At 67.3% G+C, this 16,303-nt stretch carries 12 protein-coding genes and 1 pseudogene; 6 read left to right on the plus strand and 7 right to left on the minus strand.

Annotated features, from left to right (window positions below):
- Together JSV65_11145 and JSV65_11150 are read right to left on the minus strand one after the other, a co-directional pair.
- Positions 1-1,139: efflux RND transporter periplasmic adaptor subunit (locus JSV65_11145; GenBank protein UCH33140.1), on the minus strand; the 1,139-nt coding region annotated here is incomplete at its 3' end.
- A 636-nt stretch (positions 1,140-1,775) separates the two neighbouring features.
- Entirely contained in the window at positions 1,776-2,207 is a 432-nt protein-coding gene (locus JSV65_11150; protein ID UCH33141.1) for a ferritin-like domain-containing protein, read from the minus strand.
- Positions 2,208-2,618: 411 nt separating this feature from the next.
- On the opposite strand from JSV65_11150, the gene JSV65_11155 reads away from it, so the two are divergent.
- The 3 genes and pseudogenes from JSV65_11155 (at position 2,619) to JSV65_11165 (ending at position 5,513) form a co-directional block, all read left to right on the plus strand.
- Positions 2,619-3,896 carry an adenylosuccinate synthase gene (locus tag JSV65_11155; GenBank protein ID UCH33142.1) on the plus strand — a complete coding sequence of 426 codons (1,278 nt, stop codon included), beginning with the start codon at positions 2,619-2,621 and terminating at the stop codon, positions 3,894-3,896.
- A 10-nt stretch (positions 3,897-3,906) separates the two neighbouring features.
- Positions 3,907-4,662 (plus strand): annotated as a pseudogene (locus tag JSV65_11160) (endonuclease III).
- Entirely contained in the window at positions 4,659-5,513 is an 855-nt protein-coding gene (locus tag JSV65_11165) for a deoxyribonuclease IV (protein UCH33143.1), read from the plus strand. The pseudogene JSV65_11160 and the gene JSV65_11165 overlap by 4 nt, the downstream one beginning before the upstream one ends.
- Before the next feature lie 24 nt (positions 5,514-5,537).
- Here the strand turns inward: JSV65_11165 and JSV65_11170 are convergent, their stop codons facing one another.
- The 3 genes from JSV65_11170 to JSV65_11180 all read right to left on the minus strand — a co-directional run bounded on the left by JSV65_11170 (position 5,538) and on the right by JSV65_11180 (position 9,071).
- The gene (locus tag JSV65_11170) at positions 5,538-6,233 is read right to left on the minus strand and encodes a hypothetical protein (protein ID UCH33144.1); all 696 of its coding nucleotides are present in this window, start codon (positions 6,231-6,233) and stop codon (positions 5,538-5,540) included.
- 26 nt (positions 6,234-6,259) lie between these two features.
- Positions 6,260-7,960, minus strand: a complete 1,701-nt coding sequence (locus JSV65_11175; protein ID UCH33145.1) for a methyl-accepting chemotaxis protein — start codon at positions 7,958-7,960, stop codon at positions 6,260-6,262.
- Positions 7,961-8,132: 172 nt separating this feature from the next.
- Positions 8,133-9,071: an ABC transporter substrate-binding protein gene (locus JSV65_11180; protein UCH33146.1), complete on the minus strand. Its 939-nt coding sequence runs from the start codon at positions 9,069-9,071 to the stop codon at positions 8,133-8,135.
- Between the two features lie 617 nt (positions 9,072-9,688).
- Here JSV65_11180 and JSV65_11185 point away from each other — a divergent pair.
- Entirely contained in the window at positions 9,689-10,792 is a 1,104-nt protein-coding gene (locus JSV65_11185) for a Gfo/Idh/MocA family oxidoreductase (GenBank protein ID UCH33147.1), read from the plus strand.
- Positions 10,793-10,887: 95 nt separating this feature from the next.
- Here JSV65_11185 and JSV65_11190 read toward each other — a convergent pair whose 3' ends face one another.
- Entirely contained in the window at positions 10,888-12,129 is a 1,242-nt protein-coding gene (locus tag JSV65_11190; protein UCH36757.1) for an L-rhamnose isomerase, read from the minus strand.
- A 320-nt stretch (positions 12,130-12,449) separates the two neighbouring features.
- Here JSV65_11190 and JSV65_11195 point away from each other — a divergent pair, with 320 nt between their 5' ends.
- Both JSV65_11195 and JSV65_11200 read left to right on the plus strand, forming a co-directional pair.
- On the plus strand, positions 12,450-13,133 hold the full coding sequence (locus JSV65_11195) for a hypothetical protein (protein ID UCH33148.1): 684 nt from the start codon (positions 12,450-12,452) through the stop codon (positions 13,131-13,133).
- Positions 13,134-13,327: 194 nt separating this feature from the next.
- Positions 13,328-13,849 carry a hypothetical protein gene (locus tag JSV65_11200; GenBank protein UCH33149.1) on the plus strand — a complete coding sequence of 174 codons (522 nt, stop codon included), beginning with the start codon at positions 13,328-13,330 and terminating at the stop codon, positions 13,847-13,849.
- A gap of 600 nt (positions 13,850-14,449) precedes the next feature.
- Here the strand turns inward: JSV65_11200 and JSV65_11205 are convergent.
- Positions 14,450-16,303 (minus strand): carbohydrate binding domain-containing protein (locus JSV65_11205; protein UCH33150.1); only part of this gene is annotated, 1,854 nt, incomplete at its 5' end.

A 16,303-nucleotide genomic window follows, 5' to 3' on the forward strand; every position in this document is an offset into this window, starting at 1 on the left:
ACGATCTTCGCGCGCACGCGCCCCAGCATCTTGGGTTCCGCGGACTTGGCGATCTCGTACACGCGGCCCTTGAAGCTGCGCCCAGGGAAGGCTTCCGCGAGTACATTGACCTCTTGCTCCAACGTGATCTTGTCGAGGTCCACGTCGTCAATCTCGGCGTCCACCCACATGTGCGAGAGATCGGACAGCACCATCAGCGGCGCGCCGGGGTATGCCACCTCACCCGGATCCGCGTTCACGCGCACCACGGTGGCGTCCATCGGCGCGGTGATCTCGGCGCGGCTCAGTTCCGCCTGCGCGGCGCTCAGCTGCGCGCGAGCGCGCTCTTCCAGCGCCGTGGCGGCATCGTGCTCGCGGCGACGGAGGTCCACGACGCGCTCCAGCGCCCGCGCTTGCGCCACTCCCGCGCGCGCGGCGGCGACCTGGGCGCGCCCAGCGGCGATATCCTCGCTCCGCGCGCCCTCGCGCACCAGGCGCAGGGATTCCTGCGCGGCGCGCATCTCGGCCCCGGCCAACTCGTGCGCGGTGCGCGCCTGGTCGAGCGCTTGCTGACTGACGGCGCCGTCGCCGTAGAGCTGCTCCAGGCGGGCGAGGTCGCTGCGCGTTTGACCGAGCTGAGCTTGCGTCTGCGCGACGCGCTCTTCAGCGGTGCGGATTTCCTGCGGGCGCGCGCCGGTTTCGAGGCGCTGCAGCTGCGCCTCGGCGGCCTGTAGATTCGCCTGGGCTGCCTCGATGGTGGCGCGCGCGTTGGCTTCCTCGGCGCGCACGCCCTGCTGTGCCTGACGGGCCTGCGCCTGGGCTGCTTCCAGGTCCGCGCGCGCCTGGCGGAGGTACGCTTGCAGCGACTCGCGGTCGAGCACGACGAGCACCTGTCCGCGGCGCACCTGCTCGTTCTCCTTGACCGCGACGCGCTCGATCCGCGCGGGGACTTCCGAGGCGACTTGGATCTCGTCCGCCTTGACAATGCCGGTCGCCGAGAGTTCGACCTGCAAGTTGCCGCGCGCGACGCGCGCGGCGCGGACGACGGGCACGCTGCCTGGGCCCCACGCGAAGTAGTATGCGATCGCAGCGACGACAATCAGAACTGCGAGCACGATGATGCGCACCCAGGGGAAGCGTTTACGTCGGTTCTCACTCATGCAGTCGCCTTCACACTTCTTCTACGCGTTCGGGATGCCAGACCCTCCCAAACGCGGATAATCGCCGTCGCAAACGGCCCGGGACTTTCGATCCATGCAACGACAACCTCCGGCAATGGATTCCTTTCGCAGCGGGGGGCTTCCTGCCGTGGTGCTTCCCCGCGCTGCGATGTGGCGAGACTAATGTGGGCCTGGACAGGACGTACGGCATCGGCGTCGCTCTGCGTTGTCGCGCTTGCGGGAGCGAAGCGCAGGTCGCGGTATCGGTCATTTGGGGGCCGGTGGGCGTATGTGGGCTTGCCCGCCTCAGACAGAGATGCCGCAGAGGGATGCGCTCACCGCCGAAGCGAGCACGCGGCGATGCCGAGATTCCTCGCTTGACTCCGACTCCGCTACGCGGAATTCCGGAGCCCCGATTTGATCGGGGCCATGCTCGGAATGACCATCGCACCGTGAGTTGCACGTGGTGGAAGGCGCTGAGGCGAGTACGCGTTTTGGCGGTTCCACGCCCGAGGGTGGGCGGGCTCGGCGGCGTGCGCTGCCGTAACGGGGCATCCCCACCCAACCTCTACGTCACAGGCGCACAAGTCCCTGCGAGGGAGAGGGGTTGCGGGGCGCGGGACCGGATCACGGAGATCACGCGGGCGCTTTGCTCGCCGCTTCGACTTGCGCGAGCAGGCGGGCGAAGACTTTCTGGTGCGCTTCCTCGTCGGCGATGAGCTTGCGCAGGATGGTCTGATGCTCCGGTTTCTGCGCCTTGGCGACGGCGCGGCGGTAGAGGTCAATCACCCGTTTCTCGCCGTCGATGTGATGGCGCAGCATGTCGGCGGCGCTCGACATCGGGCGCAGCATCTTGAAATCGCCGGTGGGCAGGCCGCCGAGCGAGAGAATCAGGCGCGCGGTCGTCTCCGCGTGCTCCAGCTCGTCCTGGCACGCCTCGCGCAGCGTCATGACGAGTTCGTCGTCGTTGAGGCGGGCCATGTGCTGCGGCATGAGAAACAGCGCGCCGTACTCCAACTCGATGGCCTGGTTGAGCAGCTGAATCAACTCGCGGTCGTCTTTTCTCATCGAATTCTCTTTGGGTGCGTTCGTGCGCTACCGTGTCTCTAATTCCCCTGCGGGGCCGAGGGCCTTGCCAGGGCGGGCGCACAAAGCGCGGGGAATCGTGTCCGGGGCCCGACCGGACGGTCAGGCGGTTTCCGAGGGAGAGGCCACCGAGATCGCCGCCGCAGGCGCGCCGGGTGAGGGCGCAGGCTCATGGCATTTCACCGCCGCCCCAGTCCTTCGCCTCAAATGGTGAACGAGCCGGGCTGCCCAGGCCGAATCTGCGCGAACACGCTGAGGCGCTAGCGCATTGACCAAATGCGAGCGCATCGGTATGATTGTGCGGGTAAGTTGGAGGGACATCGCGGCAAACCCAGGCGGCTGCGGCCTTTGGGGTTTGCCTTTTTGCCGTTGAGCGGCGGGAGGTGTGAAGTCGTGCCAGGGACAGTGGTGGTCGGCGCCCAGTGGGGCGATGAGGGCAAGGGCGGCGTGGTGGACGTGTATGCGGCGGAGGCGGACCTGGTGGTTCGCTTCAACGGCGGCAACAATGCCGGTCATACGGTATTCGTGGGGGACGAGCACTTTGCGCTGCACTTGATTCCCTGCGGGATTTTGCGCGAGAGGGCGTGCGTTCTCGGCAATGGGGTGGTGGCTGATCCGCTCTTCCTGGTCGAGGAGATGCGCGAGCTGGAATCGCGCGGGCTGCGGGTGCGCGAGAATCTGTTGATCAGCGAGAACGCGCACCTGGTGCTGCCGTACCACCGGGCGCTCGATGCGGCAGAGGAGAAGGCGCGCGGCGCGGGCGCGATCGGCACGACGCTGCGGGGCATCGGCCAGGCGTATGCGGATAAGTATGCGCGCAACGGCATCCGCGCGGCGGACATGACTCACCCCGAAGCATTTCGCGACAAGCTCGCCGCCAACATCGAGCAGAAGAATGCGCTGCTGGTGAAGATCTACGGCGCCGACCCGCTGGACTTCGCGCAGGTCTATGACGCGCTGGCGCCGGCGTGCGAGGAACTGGCGCCGCTGGTCGCCGACGGGCCGGCGGTCATCAACGGCGCGCTGGACGCGGGCAAGCAGGTGCTGTTCGAGGGCGCGCAGGGGGCGCTGCTCGATGTTGACTTCGGGACGTATCCCTACTGCACCAGTTCGAACCCCATCGCCGCGGGCGCCAGTGTCGGGACCGGCGTTTCGCCGAAGCGGCTGGACACGATCGTCGGCGTGGTCAAGGCATACACGACGCGGGTGGGCGGCGGGCCGCTGCCGACCGAGTGTGCCGAGGATCTCGCCGAGAAGTTCCGCCACCAGGGGCGCGAGTTCGGCAGCACGACGGGGCGGCCGCGCCGCATCGGCTGGTTCGACGCAGTAGTCGCGCGCCGCGCCGCCATGCTCAACGGCGTCGAGAAGCTCGCGGTGACGCACCTCGATGTCCTGGATCAGTTCGACACGATACCGGTCTGTGTCTCCTACCGCTGCGACGGCGAGACGTGCGACGCGTTCCCAAGCTCGGTGGAGACGCTCGCGCGCTGCACGCCGGTGTACGAAGATATGCAGGGGTGGCGCGAGGACACGACCGGTGCCAAATCGCTGTCGGACATTCCGCGCGCGGCGCGGGCGTACCTCGACCGCCTGGCGGAGATCATGGGCGCGCAGTTGTGCATGGTGCGGACCGGGCCGCGGCGCGACCAGACCATCGTGATCGAGGCGTGAGGGCGCGTCCATGGGTTCAGCGAAGGCGCGCCGGAAGGCCGCCGCAGCGCCGGCGACGCGACCGACGAGAGTCATCGCTGCCGCGGCACGCGGCGCCGCCCTGCGCCGCCGCGTCGTTGCGATTGCCGATCGCCTCGAGCGCGAATACGGGCGGCCGCGCCACCGCCGGGGGAACCCGCTGGACGCTCTCATCGGCACCATCCTGTCGCAGAACACCACGGACGTCAACAGCGGAGTAGCGTTCGCGCGCCTAAGGGATCGCTTCGGCTCGTGGGATGCTGTCGCCGACGCCGACGTGCGCAGCATCGAGGCCGCCATCCGCCCCGGGGGTCTGAGTAGGATGAAAGCGCCGCGCATCAAGCGCATCCTGCGCCAGATCCGGGAGGAGCGCGGCAGGCTGAGCCTCGGCTTCCTGGCGCGGATGACTGACGACGAGGCGCGGGAGTACCTGCTTGCCCTCGACGGCGTCGGATTGAAGACCGCGAACGTGGTGTTGCTGTTCGCTCTGGGCCGGCAAGTGTTCCCGGTGGACACGCACGTGCTGCGGGTGTCGTAGCGGCTCGAACTGATCGAGCCGAAGACGTCAGCCGATAGGGCGCACGCCGAGTTGGAGGCGCTGATTCCGCCGGAGCGGCGGCACGCGCTGCATCTCAACGTGATCGCGCACGGGCGGCGGGTGTGCAAGGCCGCGCGGCCGCGCTGCGGCGTGTGTCTACTCGCCCGGGCGGCGCTGTGTCCGTACCCCGGGCGGCACGGGTACGAATGAGGCTGGGCGTCCACGTTCCGGTGAGCAAAGGCTTGCGCCGGGCGGCGGCGGAGGCGGTGCGACTGCGCTGCGAGTGCATGCAGATGTTCCTCTCCAATCCGCGCGGCTGGGCGGCGGGCGCGGAGCACCCCGGGGCGGATGTCGCGGCGCTGCGCGAGGCGCGCGGGAAGCACGACATTAGACCTCTCATCGGCCACGCGTCGTACGTCGTCAATCTCGCGTCGGCGGATCGGGAGTTGTGGCGCAAGTCCCTGACTTCGGCGGCTGCGGATATGCGGCGCGCGCTCGGGGTCGGCGCTGAGGCGTTTGTGGTTCACGCGGGGTATCACGGCGGGGGCGGCGAGCGCAGGGGCCGCACGCTGCTGGCGCGGGCGCTGCGCGAGTTATCGCGGGCCTCCGGCGGCAGGCTGGCGGTGCTCGTCGAGAACGGCTCGGGCGCGGGGACCGGGGTCGGTTGGCGATTTGAGGATCTCGCGGCGGTGCTGGCGCAAGCGGGGAATCCGCCGGGCGTGGGCGTATGCCTGGACACGTGTCACGCGCATGTGGCGGGGTATGACCTGAGCGGCGCGGAGGCGGTCGGCGCGGTGCTCGAAGCGTTGGACCGCACGGTAGGTCTGGGGCGGCTGGGGGCGGTGCATCTCAACGACGCGAAGCATCCCGCCGGATCGCGGCGTGACGCCCACGCGCACATTGGCCGGGGCACGATCGGACGGGCGGGCTTCCGGGCGTTGCTCCAGCACCCGCGCCTCGCCGATGTTGCGGGGATCATCGAGACGCCGAAGGAGGGTGACGCGGACGCGCGCAACCTGCGGGTGTTGCGCAGGCTGCGCGCGCATCGTGCGGCCCGGTGATAAGGCGGCGAGGGAGCGCCGCGATCACTTCTTCGGTATCTTCGACGCGGGCGGGACCGGGAACTTCTTGATGGCTGGCGCGTAGAGGTCGTAGGTCTTGCGATCCATGACCATGCGCACCTGCTTGCGGTCGGCGGTCATGATGAGCAGGAGCTTGTCGCCCGAAGAGTAGCCCCGCTTCTCTTCGCTGTCGGCCTTGCCGAGCACCGCTTCCTTTGCCTCGCGGACGGCCATGACCGGCGCGACCACGGTGTAGGTCTTGGCGCGGCCGTTGGTTTGCACGGTGAGCTGGCGGCTCGCGGCCTTGAATGACTTGAACGTCGCGGCGATGGGCTTCGCGCGCATCTCGACGAGGAGAATCTCAGACGGCGGGTCCATGATGGCCCACAGCAGTTTCATCTCCCCCTGCACGGGCGGCGCGTTGTAGTAGACGATGAGCTTGTCGCCGGGCTTGATTTGCCTCGGATCGCCGATTTTCATGTCCTTGAACAGCAGGAGCTTGGGGTTCATGGCCGTGAGCGTGAACGGGATGCCGTCCATGGTCTTGAACTTGACCGACATGCCGCTGAGGGAGTCGAGCGTCGCAGGGATCCGCTTGATGTTGTCCGGCGTGAAGGGGTTGTAGGCCTTCTCTTTGGTCTGCGCGAGAGCGAGGCCGGGAGCCAGAGCCGTGAATGCGAACAACGCGACGAGCGCCGCCGCGAGCGAACGAGCGCGCATGATGCACCTCCTAGGGATCTAGCGAGCTACGTTGGCTCTTCAACGAGGCGGCTGTCAGTTCCTGCACCGGTTCCCGGATCGGCGCCCGCGGGGGGGTGGTCATCGAACGCAAAGCGGCTCGCTTCCTCCCTGAATCCGGCGGCGAGGGTGGTGAGCTGGGCGACGAGGCCGGCGGCGCGCTTCATGCCCTCGGCGGCGTCGCGAGCATTGTCGGCGATGCCGCGGATGACGGCGACGACCTGGTCGCTGGCGCCGCGCTGCTGCTGCGTCGCGAGGGAGATCTCCTTGGCGGTCTGGGTCGTCTTCTCGATCATGGCGAGGATTTCCTCGAGCGCCTTCTCGACGCCGCGCGCGAGTTCGACGCCCGCCTCGACTTCCTTGGTGCCCTGCTCGGTAGCCATGACGGAGGCGCTGATGGCGGCCTGGATTTCGGTGACGAGGGCGGCGATTTCCTCGGCCGACGCGCGCGAGCGTTCGGCGAGGCGGTGCACTTCACCGGCGACGACCGAGAAGCGGCGGCCGTGCTCGCCGGCGGCGGCGCTTTCGATGGCGGCGTTGACCGCGAGCAGGTGCGTCTCCGAGGAGATTTCCTGGATGATATCGAGCACGTCGCCGATCTTCTGGGAGCGGTCGCCGAGGCGGACGGTGGTGCGGGCGATATTCTGCACCGTCTCGCGGATGCGATCCATGGCCTCGAGGGCGGTGACGGTTGCACGCTGGCCGCCGGTGGCGGCGGCGACGGTCTCCTCGGCGGTTGACACGACCGACTCGGAGCGCCCGGCAATACCGGCCGCGGACATGGCGAGTTCCTCAAGCGACGAGGTGATTTCCTCGACCGATACGGCTTGCTCGACGGAGCCGGCGGTCTGCTGCTCGGCGAGGCCCTCGATGTCAGAGGAGGCGGCGCCGACCTGGATGATGCCGTCTTGCATGCGCTTGATGAGGGTGCGCAAGCTGCGCACCATCTGGTTGAAGGTGCTGGCCAACTGGCCTATCTCGTCGCGCCGGCGCTCGTCTATTTCGAGCGTCAGGTCGCCCTGGGCAACGCGCTGGGCGGCGATGACGAGTTGGTGCAGCGGCCTGGTGACAGTGCGACCGAGGGCGAAGACGAGGAGCACGGCGCACAGGATAACGGCCGCGGTGAGGAGAGCGGTGCCGCGCGCGGCACCGGCGATGCTGGCGTTGACGCGATCGAGCGACATACCGACGCGCACGGTGCCGATGCGCTCGGAGCGCTTGGTGCCGGGGTCGGCGGGCACGGTGGGCGCGGCTTCGAGCAAGAGCGAGGACTCGAGCCCCGGCATTTCGCCGGCGGCGGTGCGCACGGGCGCGGTGATTTCGAGCAGCGGCGCGCCGGAGCGCAGGTGATGCGGCTGCGCTATGGGCTCGTCCGCCTCCAGGGCGGTATGGCCGACCGGCCCGCCGACGACGGCCTCGTCCGCCTTGGCTCCCGCGCTGCCGAGCACGCTTCCTCGGGCATCTTGGACGACCGCATAGGCGACATCGGGCTCGATAATCATGCCCGCGAGGAGGTTCTCGATCATCTCCTTGGAGCCGATGAGGATTCCGTACTCGCTGTGGTAGGCGGCGTTCTTCGCCAAGGTCATGCCGCGCGCTTCGAGGCTTTCCCGTATCTGATGCGACTGCTGGCGCACGAAGAACATACCCAACACGCCCCCGGCGAGCACCAACAGCAGCGTGGCGAGAATCGCAAACTGCACGCTCAAGCCCAAGCTCAGGCTTCGGAGTCTCTTGGATATCCACATCTTAACTTACCTTGCCCCGGTCGTTGCACGATCCGGCTGCGCGCACTTCATCGTCGTCAACATTACCAGGTGCCTTGCGCCGGCGAGCGGCCTCGCCGCCCGGCCGCTCGGGCCGCCGTCGCGGGCTGCGACATCATTTGAACACTCGGTCGGCCGTTTTCCGCAGTGACTGCGGTATCGTCAAACCCAACGTGCGCTCGACGCTGAGGTTGATGGCGAGCAGAGACTTTCTGGGTTTGGCGAGCGGGATGCTTCCCGCCGACTCGCCGGAGAGGACGCGCTGCGCCAGGTAGCCGGCCTGGCGGCCGATATCCGTATAGTCGGGGTAGAGCGCGAGGAGCGCCCCGGCCTCGACCAAGTTCGCTGAAAATCCGACAACCGGGATGCCGTTGCGCAGCGCGAAGAGCAGGACAAACTTCGCTGACTGCGGGCTGTACACGGTGCCGTCAACGGGGGCGTAGAGGACATCTATCTTGCCGCGCAGTGCTTCCGCCGCGCGCGGGACTTCGGCCGCGGAGCGCACCGATCGAGTGACGATCTGCAGCCCGTGGCTGGGCGCCGCGTCGGTCATCGCGCGCACCGCCCGCTGGCTCTGCGCAGGGTCGTAGATGACGCCGACGCGCTGCGCTGTGGGTACCGCGCGCTTCAGTATCTGCAGCGTCTCCGATGGCGTAATGGCGAGGGACACGCCGGTCATGGTCTTGCCCGGCCGCGCGGGGTTGCTGACGAGGCCGCTCTGCACCGGATCCACGACCATCGCGAAGACGACGGGAATGCGGCCGACGGCGCCTCCGACCTGGTCCGCGGCTTCGGTTCCCAGCGCGAGGACGAGAGTGGGAGAGCTCGACCTGATCTCCGCTGCGACTTTGCGCGCGACAGCCGGTTCTCCGGTGAGGGTGTAGTAGGTGGGGCGGGCCTGACTGCCCACGACACCCATGAATCCCTGCTGCGCCGCGTTGTACGCGGGTAGGGGGCGACTCTTGACGATCGCGACCGTCGCCGCGTCGGCCCAGGTGATTGATGCTGCGACCGCTAGTGCCGCGAGAACCGTGCTGCGATATTGCCTCATCATGCCATTCCTTCGAACTGTGCCAGCCTGTGCTGTGTGACACCGCCGGCGAGTCAGCGTCGCCGGCTTCGTGTCGGCTTCGCCGCGCCGCCCGGACTCATTCGCGACACGTGCGGGCCGCGCGGCTCCCGCGTAGTTCAGTGGCCATAAGCAACCCGTACTACGACAATTGGCGCGCTGCGACCGCCATGGATACGCGTTCCCAGGGGGCGATTTCGGATAGGTCGTGTACGGCTCCCCCGGCGAACGAGGCGAACGCCGATATCGCAATGATGCAACAGACCGTGCTGCGTCGCATGCTGCGCTCCGTAGTGCGATCAGACCGCCAAGTTGTTCTCTGGCGCCGAAACACGACCCGCGGCCAGCCCGCGCCGGATGACGCGGACTGCCCAAGGCCATTCACCTCTTCCACATTCCCGGCGTATCTTGAGACAAGTGGCGCCGGCGCGCGCGGAGTCCGGGGGACGCCCAACCCGACGCGGGAGGAGAGCGCCGCGGGGGCGGCGAATTCGGCGCAATCCTAACGGCGCAGGGACGGGAGGCGCGGCATCACGAGGCCAGGGCGTTCCGCAGGACCTCGCGCGGCGAGCCCGCGGCTGCGTAAGGAGCGAAGAGACGAGATGGGAGACCGGGTGAAGATCGGCATTATCGGCGTGGGGCAGATCGGCAAGCGGCACATCGCGGCGTATCAGAAGCTGCCGGTGGAGTTGGTGGCTTTCGCCGATGTTGATGAGGCGGAGGCGAACCGGGTGGCGGCGGAGAACGGCGGGCCGAAGGTGCTGACCGATTTCCGCAAGCTGCTGGAGATCGAGGAGATCGAGGCGGTTGACGTATGCCTGCACAACAACTTCCACGCGCCGGTGACGATCGCCGCGCTGGAGGCGGGCAAGCACGTGTACTGCGAGAAGCCGATCGCGGGGTCGTACGCGGACGGCAAGACTATGGTCGAGGCCGCGCACAGGACCGGCCGGCTGCTGAGCATCCAGCTCGGCAGTCTGTTCTCGGTGGAGACGAAGGCGGCGCAGCGGCTGCTGCAGGAGGGGTATCTCGGGACGCCCTATTATGCGAAGTCCATCGGGTTCCGCCGGCGCGGGCGGCCGGACGTGGACGGTTACGGGACGAGTTCATTCGTGCAGAAGAGCATCGCTGCGGGCGGCGCGATGTTCGACATGGGGGTGTACCACATCGCGCAGATGCTGCATCTCCTGGGCAATCCCGCGCTCGCATCGGTAACCGGGGCGACGCATCAGGAGATCCCGATGTACGCGGACCGGCAGGAAAACGGCAGGTACGATGTCGAGGAGTTGGGCGTGGGCCTGGCGCGGCTGGCGGGCGGGGTGACGTTTTTCATCGAGGAGAGCTGGGCGCTGCATCTCGCGGAGCCGGGAGTCGGGAGCAGGCTGGTCGGGTCGCGGGGCGGGATTCAACTGTCGCCGTTCGCGTATCATTCGACGGTCGCGGACATGGAGATGGATGCGACGTTCGACCTCAAGTCGGCGGACTGGCGCTGGCACCAGTGCGTCGCCGATACCGATGCGTACGATAGCCCGCAGGCGCATTGGGTGGCGGCGCTGCAAGGGCGGGTGCCGCTGATAGACACGGCGGGGATTGCCCTCTCGACGATGCTCATCAGCGAGGGGATCTATCTGTCCGCGCAGTTGCAGCGCGAAGTGACCCCGGCGGAGATCGAAGAGCAGTCGCAGTCAACGGCGGTGACGGTGTAGGGCGGGCACTGGCCGTCCGGGGCATCGCAAGCGAGACGCTTGCGCCACCATATCCGTTCGCGGCGAGCGTCGTCACGCGCCGGCGGCGCGGCCGGTCAGCGCCGCGAGAGAACGCGCTTCTCGTATGACGCGAGGTCGCTGAGCCAGGACAGGCCGGCCGGCACGGCTGCCTGGTGGCACGCATAATCCCACACCGCGCCGAGGGGCATTTCGTTGCGGCGCTCGAGCAGCGCGAGCTTGTCCGCGCCGCGGCCGTCGTGCTCCGCGCGGCGGTGAAGATCCCACGGTTCGAGCATCGCCCGCAGCAACGCCTTGCGCAGGGCGCGCGCGCCGATCACCCACGCGCCGACGCGGTTGATGCTGGCGTCGAAGTAGTCCATCGCCCAGTAGATGCGGTCGAGCGCCTTGCCGCGCACCGCCTCGTCGCACAGGGCATTGACCTCGTCCGTCGCGAGCACGACGTGGTCGCTGTCCCAGCGTACGCCGCGGCTGACGTGGATGAGCAGGCGATCCACGAACTGAAGCGCGGAGGAGACCTTGTCGGCGACGCTCTCGGTGGGATGGAAATGCCCCATGTCGAAGCAGACGACGACACCGCGCGTCGCCGCGTAGGCCAGGTAGAACTCGTGCGAGCCGACGGTGTAATCCTCGCAGCCGATGCCGAAGAGCTTGCTCTCGACTGAATCCACGACGCCTTTCATCTTGCGGTCGAGGATCTCGTCGAGCGCCGCGACCAGCCGCTCGCGCGGCCCCCAGCGATCCACCGTGGTGTCCTTGCGCCCGTCGGGAATCCAGATGTTGTTGACGCAGTCGCCGAGCCGCGCGGCGATGGAGCGCGCGACCTTGCGGCACGCGAGGCAGTGGCGAATCCAGAACTCGCGCACGGGCTTGCTGGGGCTGGAGAGCGTCAGGCCGTCCCTGACCATGGGGTGCGCGAAGCAGGTCGGGTTGAAGTCGAGGCCGATCTTGCGGCGCTTGGCCCAGTCAACCCAGCGCGAGAAGTGCCTGGGCTCGAGCGCGTCGCGGTCAACGCGCTTGCCGCCGGTTTCGGCGTACATGGCGTGAATGTTGAAGCGCACCGCGCCGGGGATCCACAGCGAGGCCTGGTCAAAGTCCTGGCGGATCTCGTCGCCGGTGCGCGCCGCGCCGGGGTAGTTGCCGGTGGCTTGCAGGCCGCCCGAATCGAGCGCGCCCGCGGCGGCTTCGAGGCCGCGGACGTCATCGGCCTGCCAGCACTGGACGGAGATCGGCACGCGCAGAACGGCGCGGACGGCGCGGTCGGTGTTGATCCCGAGGGCCGCGTAGCGCTCCTTGGCGATGTTGTAAGCGGCGAGGATGTGGCGTTCCGTAAGGCGGCGGGTGGGCCGGATTGCGGTGGTTCGCTTCTGCGTGGGCACGGTTGGACAGCCTCCTGTGTGGGGTCAGCGGAACTTACGTCGGGAGGGTGGTGTTCTCCTGCCTTTTCGGTGGCTGTCATCCTTGTGGGAGCCGCGGCGGCCTCCCGTGCGTCGCAGATTCCTATCGCATGCCCTGGCAGGGGGACCTCTGTGCGGGCCCCCTTGCCTTCGTCGCATCCTAGTGGTAGGAACACATTCCCATTCGCGGAACGAGTGTCACACGGCTTGTGACGCGACAGAGTTCCTAGGGGGCCACACACATGAATGATTATCGCAAGTCGGTGAGCACGGTAGGAGCAGTACTCATCATTTTCGGCCTCTTGGACTTCGCATGGGGTCTCTCTCGCGCGGCTCCACGCGGCGTCGCATTGAACTTCGGCACCCTCGCGATAATCCCGGGAATCCTTCTGCGCCGGACAAGTCTGAAGACCGCCCGCTTCATGGCGCTGCTCGCCGCCTTCTTGGTGACCTGCTATGTTGCCTTTCTCCTGGTAGCGCCGTTTACGTTAAGGATGCCGCTCGACCTCGCCTTGACGTATCTGAGGCTGCGCCCGTTTGCCGTGGCCCAAGGGGCTCTCTTGGTGATTGGCCCACTCATCCTCTGGGGATGGATTTACCGCAGGCTCACGGCGCCGGTGATCCTGGCAGCCATGGATGAACAGCAGATCGGATACAGACGGCCGTGGCAGAAGCCGTCGGCTGGCTTCGTCGTAGGGGCGGCCCTCGCCATCGTTCTGGCCATAGTGACCTACCCGCTAATGAGCGGCGTAACGGTGGAGCGAGCGAAGATCGAGGCAAGGAAGAAGGTCGGGGGCGGATACAGTCTCTTTGTCTCCTCTTGGGGCAAGCATTATGAACCCGCTCGCAAGAGCACTACTCGCGCGACGGTGATTGCGTACAACCGGCACGACCTCCAAGATATCACAGTGCAGTGGGAAGAATGACTCCATGAAATGGGACGCCGAGACGGCATAGACGCAATCGGGTACGGAGAACGCGTTACGTTCGCGGTCCCGTTCGTCTTCCTCTACGGCGCCCCATTCCCAGCTCAACTCCCGGGCAGACAGGTTGCCTCTGGGAGCGGCTAACCGCGTTGACTCGCGTCTGCTGAAGGATTATTGTATAGCTACGAGCCATATTGGGTCGCAGCCGTCGGCCCGGTGCGCGATCCGAGCTGCATGTCCCGTTCATGAAACCAGAATTCACCTGGTCTGATGCTTGGCTCCTGTTGGCGGTCGCGTGCGCTGAGCGCGAACACAAAGCCCATGGAACCGCCGGCGCTACGCTGACCGACGTGATTGCGTGGGGCGATGTAATCAACCACGCTATCTTCTCGAGTGACGAGCTCCGCCGCGGCTTTTCCAACCTCATCGCCGCCGGCTGGGTGGCGTTCGACGGGAAGTTCTTCTCTCTTGCAGGTATGGCAGTTGCCGAGTGGGAACGCATCGAGCGTTCAACCAGAACCTTGTGGCATTGTCTGGAGAAGATCGAGGTCTTCCTCTCCTCCGCTTCCCATCTCGCCGAGTATGCGAACGTCCAGGCCCCGGACCGGATCTACCCAACGCTCAGCAACCGCGAAATTAGGGCGGCCTGCAAGGCATGGCATCGCAAGGCGCGCCGGCTGATACGCGAGAACGCAAGGAAACGCAAACGCACGTGAATTGCCCGCTTAACACCTCTCTTTCGGGAAAGCCCCTCCCTCATGACGCCGCCCTGAGCGGGCGTAGAGACGGCTGTGCCACCATACTCCTTGGCAGAGCGAGCATGAGCAGCGGTCACGCCGCTAAAGCTTGCACGCCGTAGGCATGGCGTCGCTCCCGCCGCCGCTAAAGCTAAGGCGGGCAAGTACGCTCGCCGCGTTGAGCATAGCATCTTGCGATGGCGGTGTGCGCAACACAGTCGTGGCACCCTCACCCGGTCCGCGTCCGGCGGGCAAGCCTCTGCTCGGAAGCGTATCATCACCCACTCCTCCCTTGTGAAGCCGCTCGAAAGGCTGGGTTTCGCCTGCCCAGAGGATGCGTCCGCAGGAGACGCCTTATGGAGTGCGGAGTTCACTCCCGCTTTCGAAAGCGGCGATCCGTTCGACTTGGCTCAGGACAGGTGAATCGCCGCACTCCAAAGTGACGGCGAGTCACGTCGCAAGCGTGTGCACGCTCAGGGCCTATCTCGCGCGCCGCACAGACGCCGCGAACAAGATGCGGGTAATGCTAAGCCCTGAGGGGGAGAGGGGTTAGGGGTCGTACGAGAGCGTGGCCTTTCCCTATCGCGGCGCGAAGGTGATGTCGTCGAGGAGGATGGTCACGCCGGGGTGGGCGCCGAGGATGAGGCGGGCGAGGGAGGCGTTCTTCGGCGACCGGAACACGCCGCCGTGCGGCGACCACTGTGTCGGGCGGTCGGCGCCCTGCCAATCGTTGTCATAGGTGATGTGGCGGCCGTCGGCGTCGAGCCAGTCAATGGTCACTTTATAGCCCGTCTTTTCGGTGAGAACCCGAACCCACGCCTCGAGCGTATGGTCAACGTCGGGCGTGACTCTGACGACCTCGGAATACACCTGCTGTTCGGCGCGGGCGGCGGCGCCGTCAATGCGCAATGATGCCCGGCCGCTGTGCGAATCATCGGTGCCGATCTTCCCCTCTCCGGTCCAGTCGGCCATGCCCTCCTCGAAGCCGGTGTTGGTGAGCGCCCCAGCAGCGCCGCGGGTCGGACTTGGCGCGAAACGGGCGCCGTGGATTGCCAATTTGATCTCGCCGGCGCGGGAGGGGTGCTTGATGACGAGGTAGCCGCGCGTGGTGTCGGCCCACCAGCCGGCGGGCGCGGGGTCGAGATCCGTGACCTCGGGAATCTCGGCGTCATCCGCGAGTACGCGCGCGGGCCTCGCGATGCACGTGAGGACGCTGTGGCAAGTGCGTCCGGCGGGGTAGCGAAGAGCGACTGTGAGGCGGTCGCCGCTCAGCGATGCGCCGTCTATCTTCGCCGCGGAGATGACGCGGATTTGCCCCGGCCGTTCGCCGACGAGCGCGAAGTCGGTCGCGGGGACGTCGAGCAGGTCTTCCAGGCTCTCGATGATGCTCTGCGGCCCGATCCACGCGCCGTACACTTTCCCGTCGAGCAGGCTGTAGGAGTCGGGGAAGGCGCCCGGCCACGGATTGCCCGCCTCGGGGAGTTCGGCCATGTGCTGCTGCTGGATGCAGGAGAGGACGATACCCTCGGCGATGTGGCCCCAGGGGAGTGATTGGTCGTGCGGCGCGAGGCGCTGGAGCGCGCGGCTGTACACCAGGCCGACCCATTGCACGGGGCGGGCGAACCAGGGGATGGTGTAGAACGTCGCGCCGAAGACGGAGATGGTGGCGAAGCGCATCGCCTCGCGGTCGCCGGCGCGCCAGGTGTAGATGAAGGGCAGGCCGGATCGCGCCCAGTAGCGCGCCATGTCGAGGTAGCGCTCGTCCCCGATCAGCTCGTATGCAGTTACGCCGCATTCGACCGCGAGGGCGGCGGCGCGGAGGTTCGGTGCGTGCAGCGGGACTTCCCAAGTTTCCCCGCCGGCGGGGCGGCGGAAGTTGGCCTCGACGTAGTCGAGCCCTTTGAGGGCGGCGCGCAGCGAGCGCTCGTCGCCAGTGCGCTGCGTGACATTGAGGAGGCGGAGAATCGGTTCGCAGCAGATGCCGAGGGCGGTGTCGCCGGCCGTGCCCAGAGTCTCCGTCTGCTCGTTGGGCGCGAAGGGCCAGGAGCCGTCTTCTCTCTGCCCGTTGAGGGCATCCGCGCCGCCGGCGAGGCCGCCGAGGTTCTCCTTGACGTGGCCGAGGTGGAGCGCGAGGTCGAGGCCGATGCGGCCGGGACCGCTGTCGGCGATCGCCTTCTCGACTGCCTGCCGGACCTGGGTGAGCGCCGTCGCCGCGAGTTCGCTTTCACTGCGCATGCCGTAGTTGAGCAGGCGCAGGGCGATGCGCGGATAGAAGCCGTGGTCGCGGTGGGCTTCGGGCTTCCACTGTTTGTGCTCCTCGCTCCAACCGCGCGTGAGCCCCTCGATGGAGTGGGCCCAGTGCGCGCGGTGGTCGCGGGTGATGTCGGGTAGCTCGGCGAGCGGGTGCGCGCGATACCACTCCGGCATGACGTC

Source organism: Armatimonadota bacterium (assembly GCA_020354555.1).
Lineage (GTDB): Bacteria > Armatimonadota > Hebobacteria.

What these genes read in the sequence shown, in the direction of transcription:
- JSV65_11170 (UCH33144.1), bottom strand. Translation starts at nt 6,233, where the DNA reads ATGCGCGCTCGTTCGCTCGCGGCGGCGCTCGTCGCGTTGTTCGCATTC.
- JSV65_11195 (UCH33148.1), top strand. Translation starts at nt 12,450, where the DNA reads ATGAATGATTATCGCAAGTCGGTGAGCACGGTAGGAGCAGTACTCATC.
- JSV65_11180 (UCH33146.1), bottom strand. Translation starts at nt 9,071, where the DNA reads ATGATGAGGCAATATCGCAGCACGGTTCTCGCGGCACTAGCGGTCGCA.
- JSV65_11185 (UCH33147.1), top strand. Translation starts at nt 9,689, where the DNA reads ATGGGAGACCGGGTGAAGATCGGCATTATCGGCGTGGGGCAGATCGGC.
- JSV65_11150 (UCH33141.1), bottom strand. Translation starts at nt 2,207, where the DNA reads ATGAGAAAAGACGACCGCGAGTTGATTCAGCTGCTCAACCAGGCCATC.
- JSV65_11165 (UCH33143.1), top strand. Translation starts at nt 4,659, where the DNA reads ATGAGGCTGGGCGTCCACGTTCCGGTGAGCAAAGGCTTGCGCCGGGCG.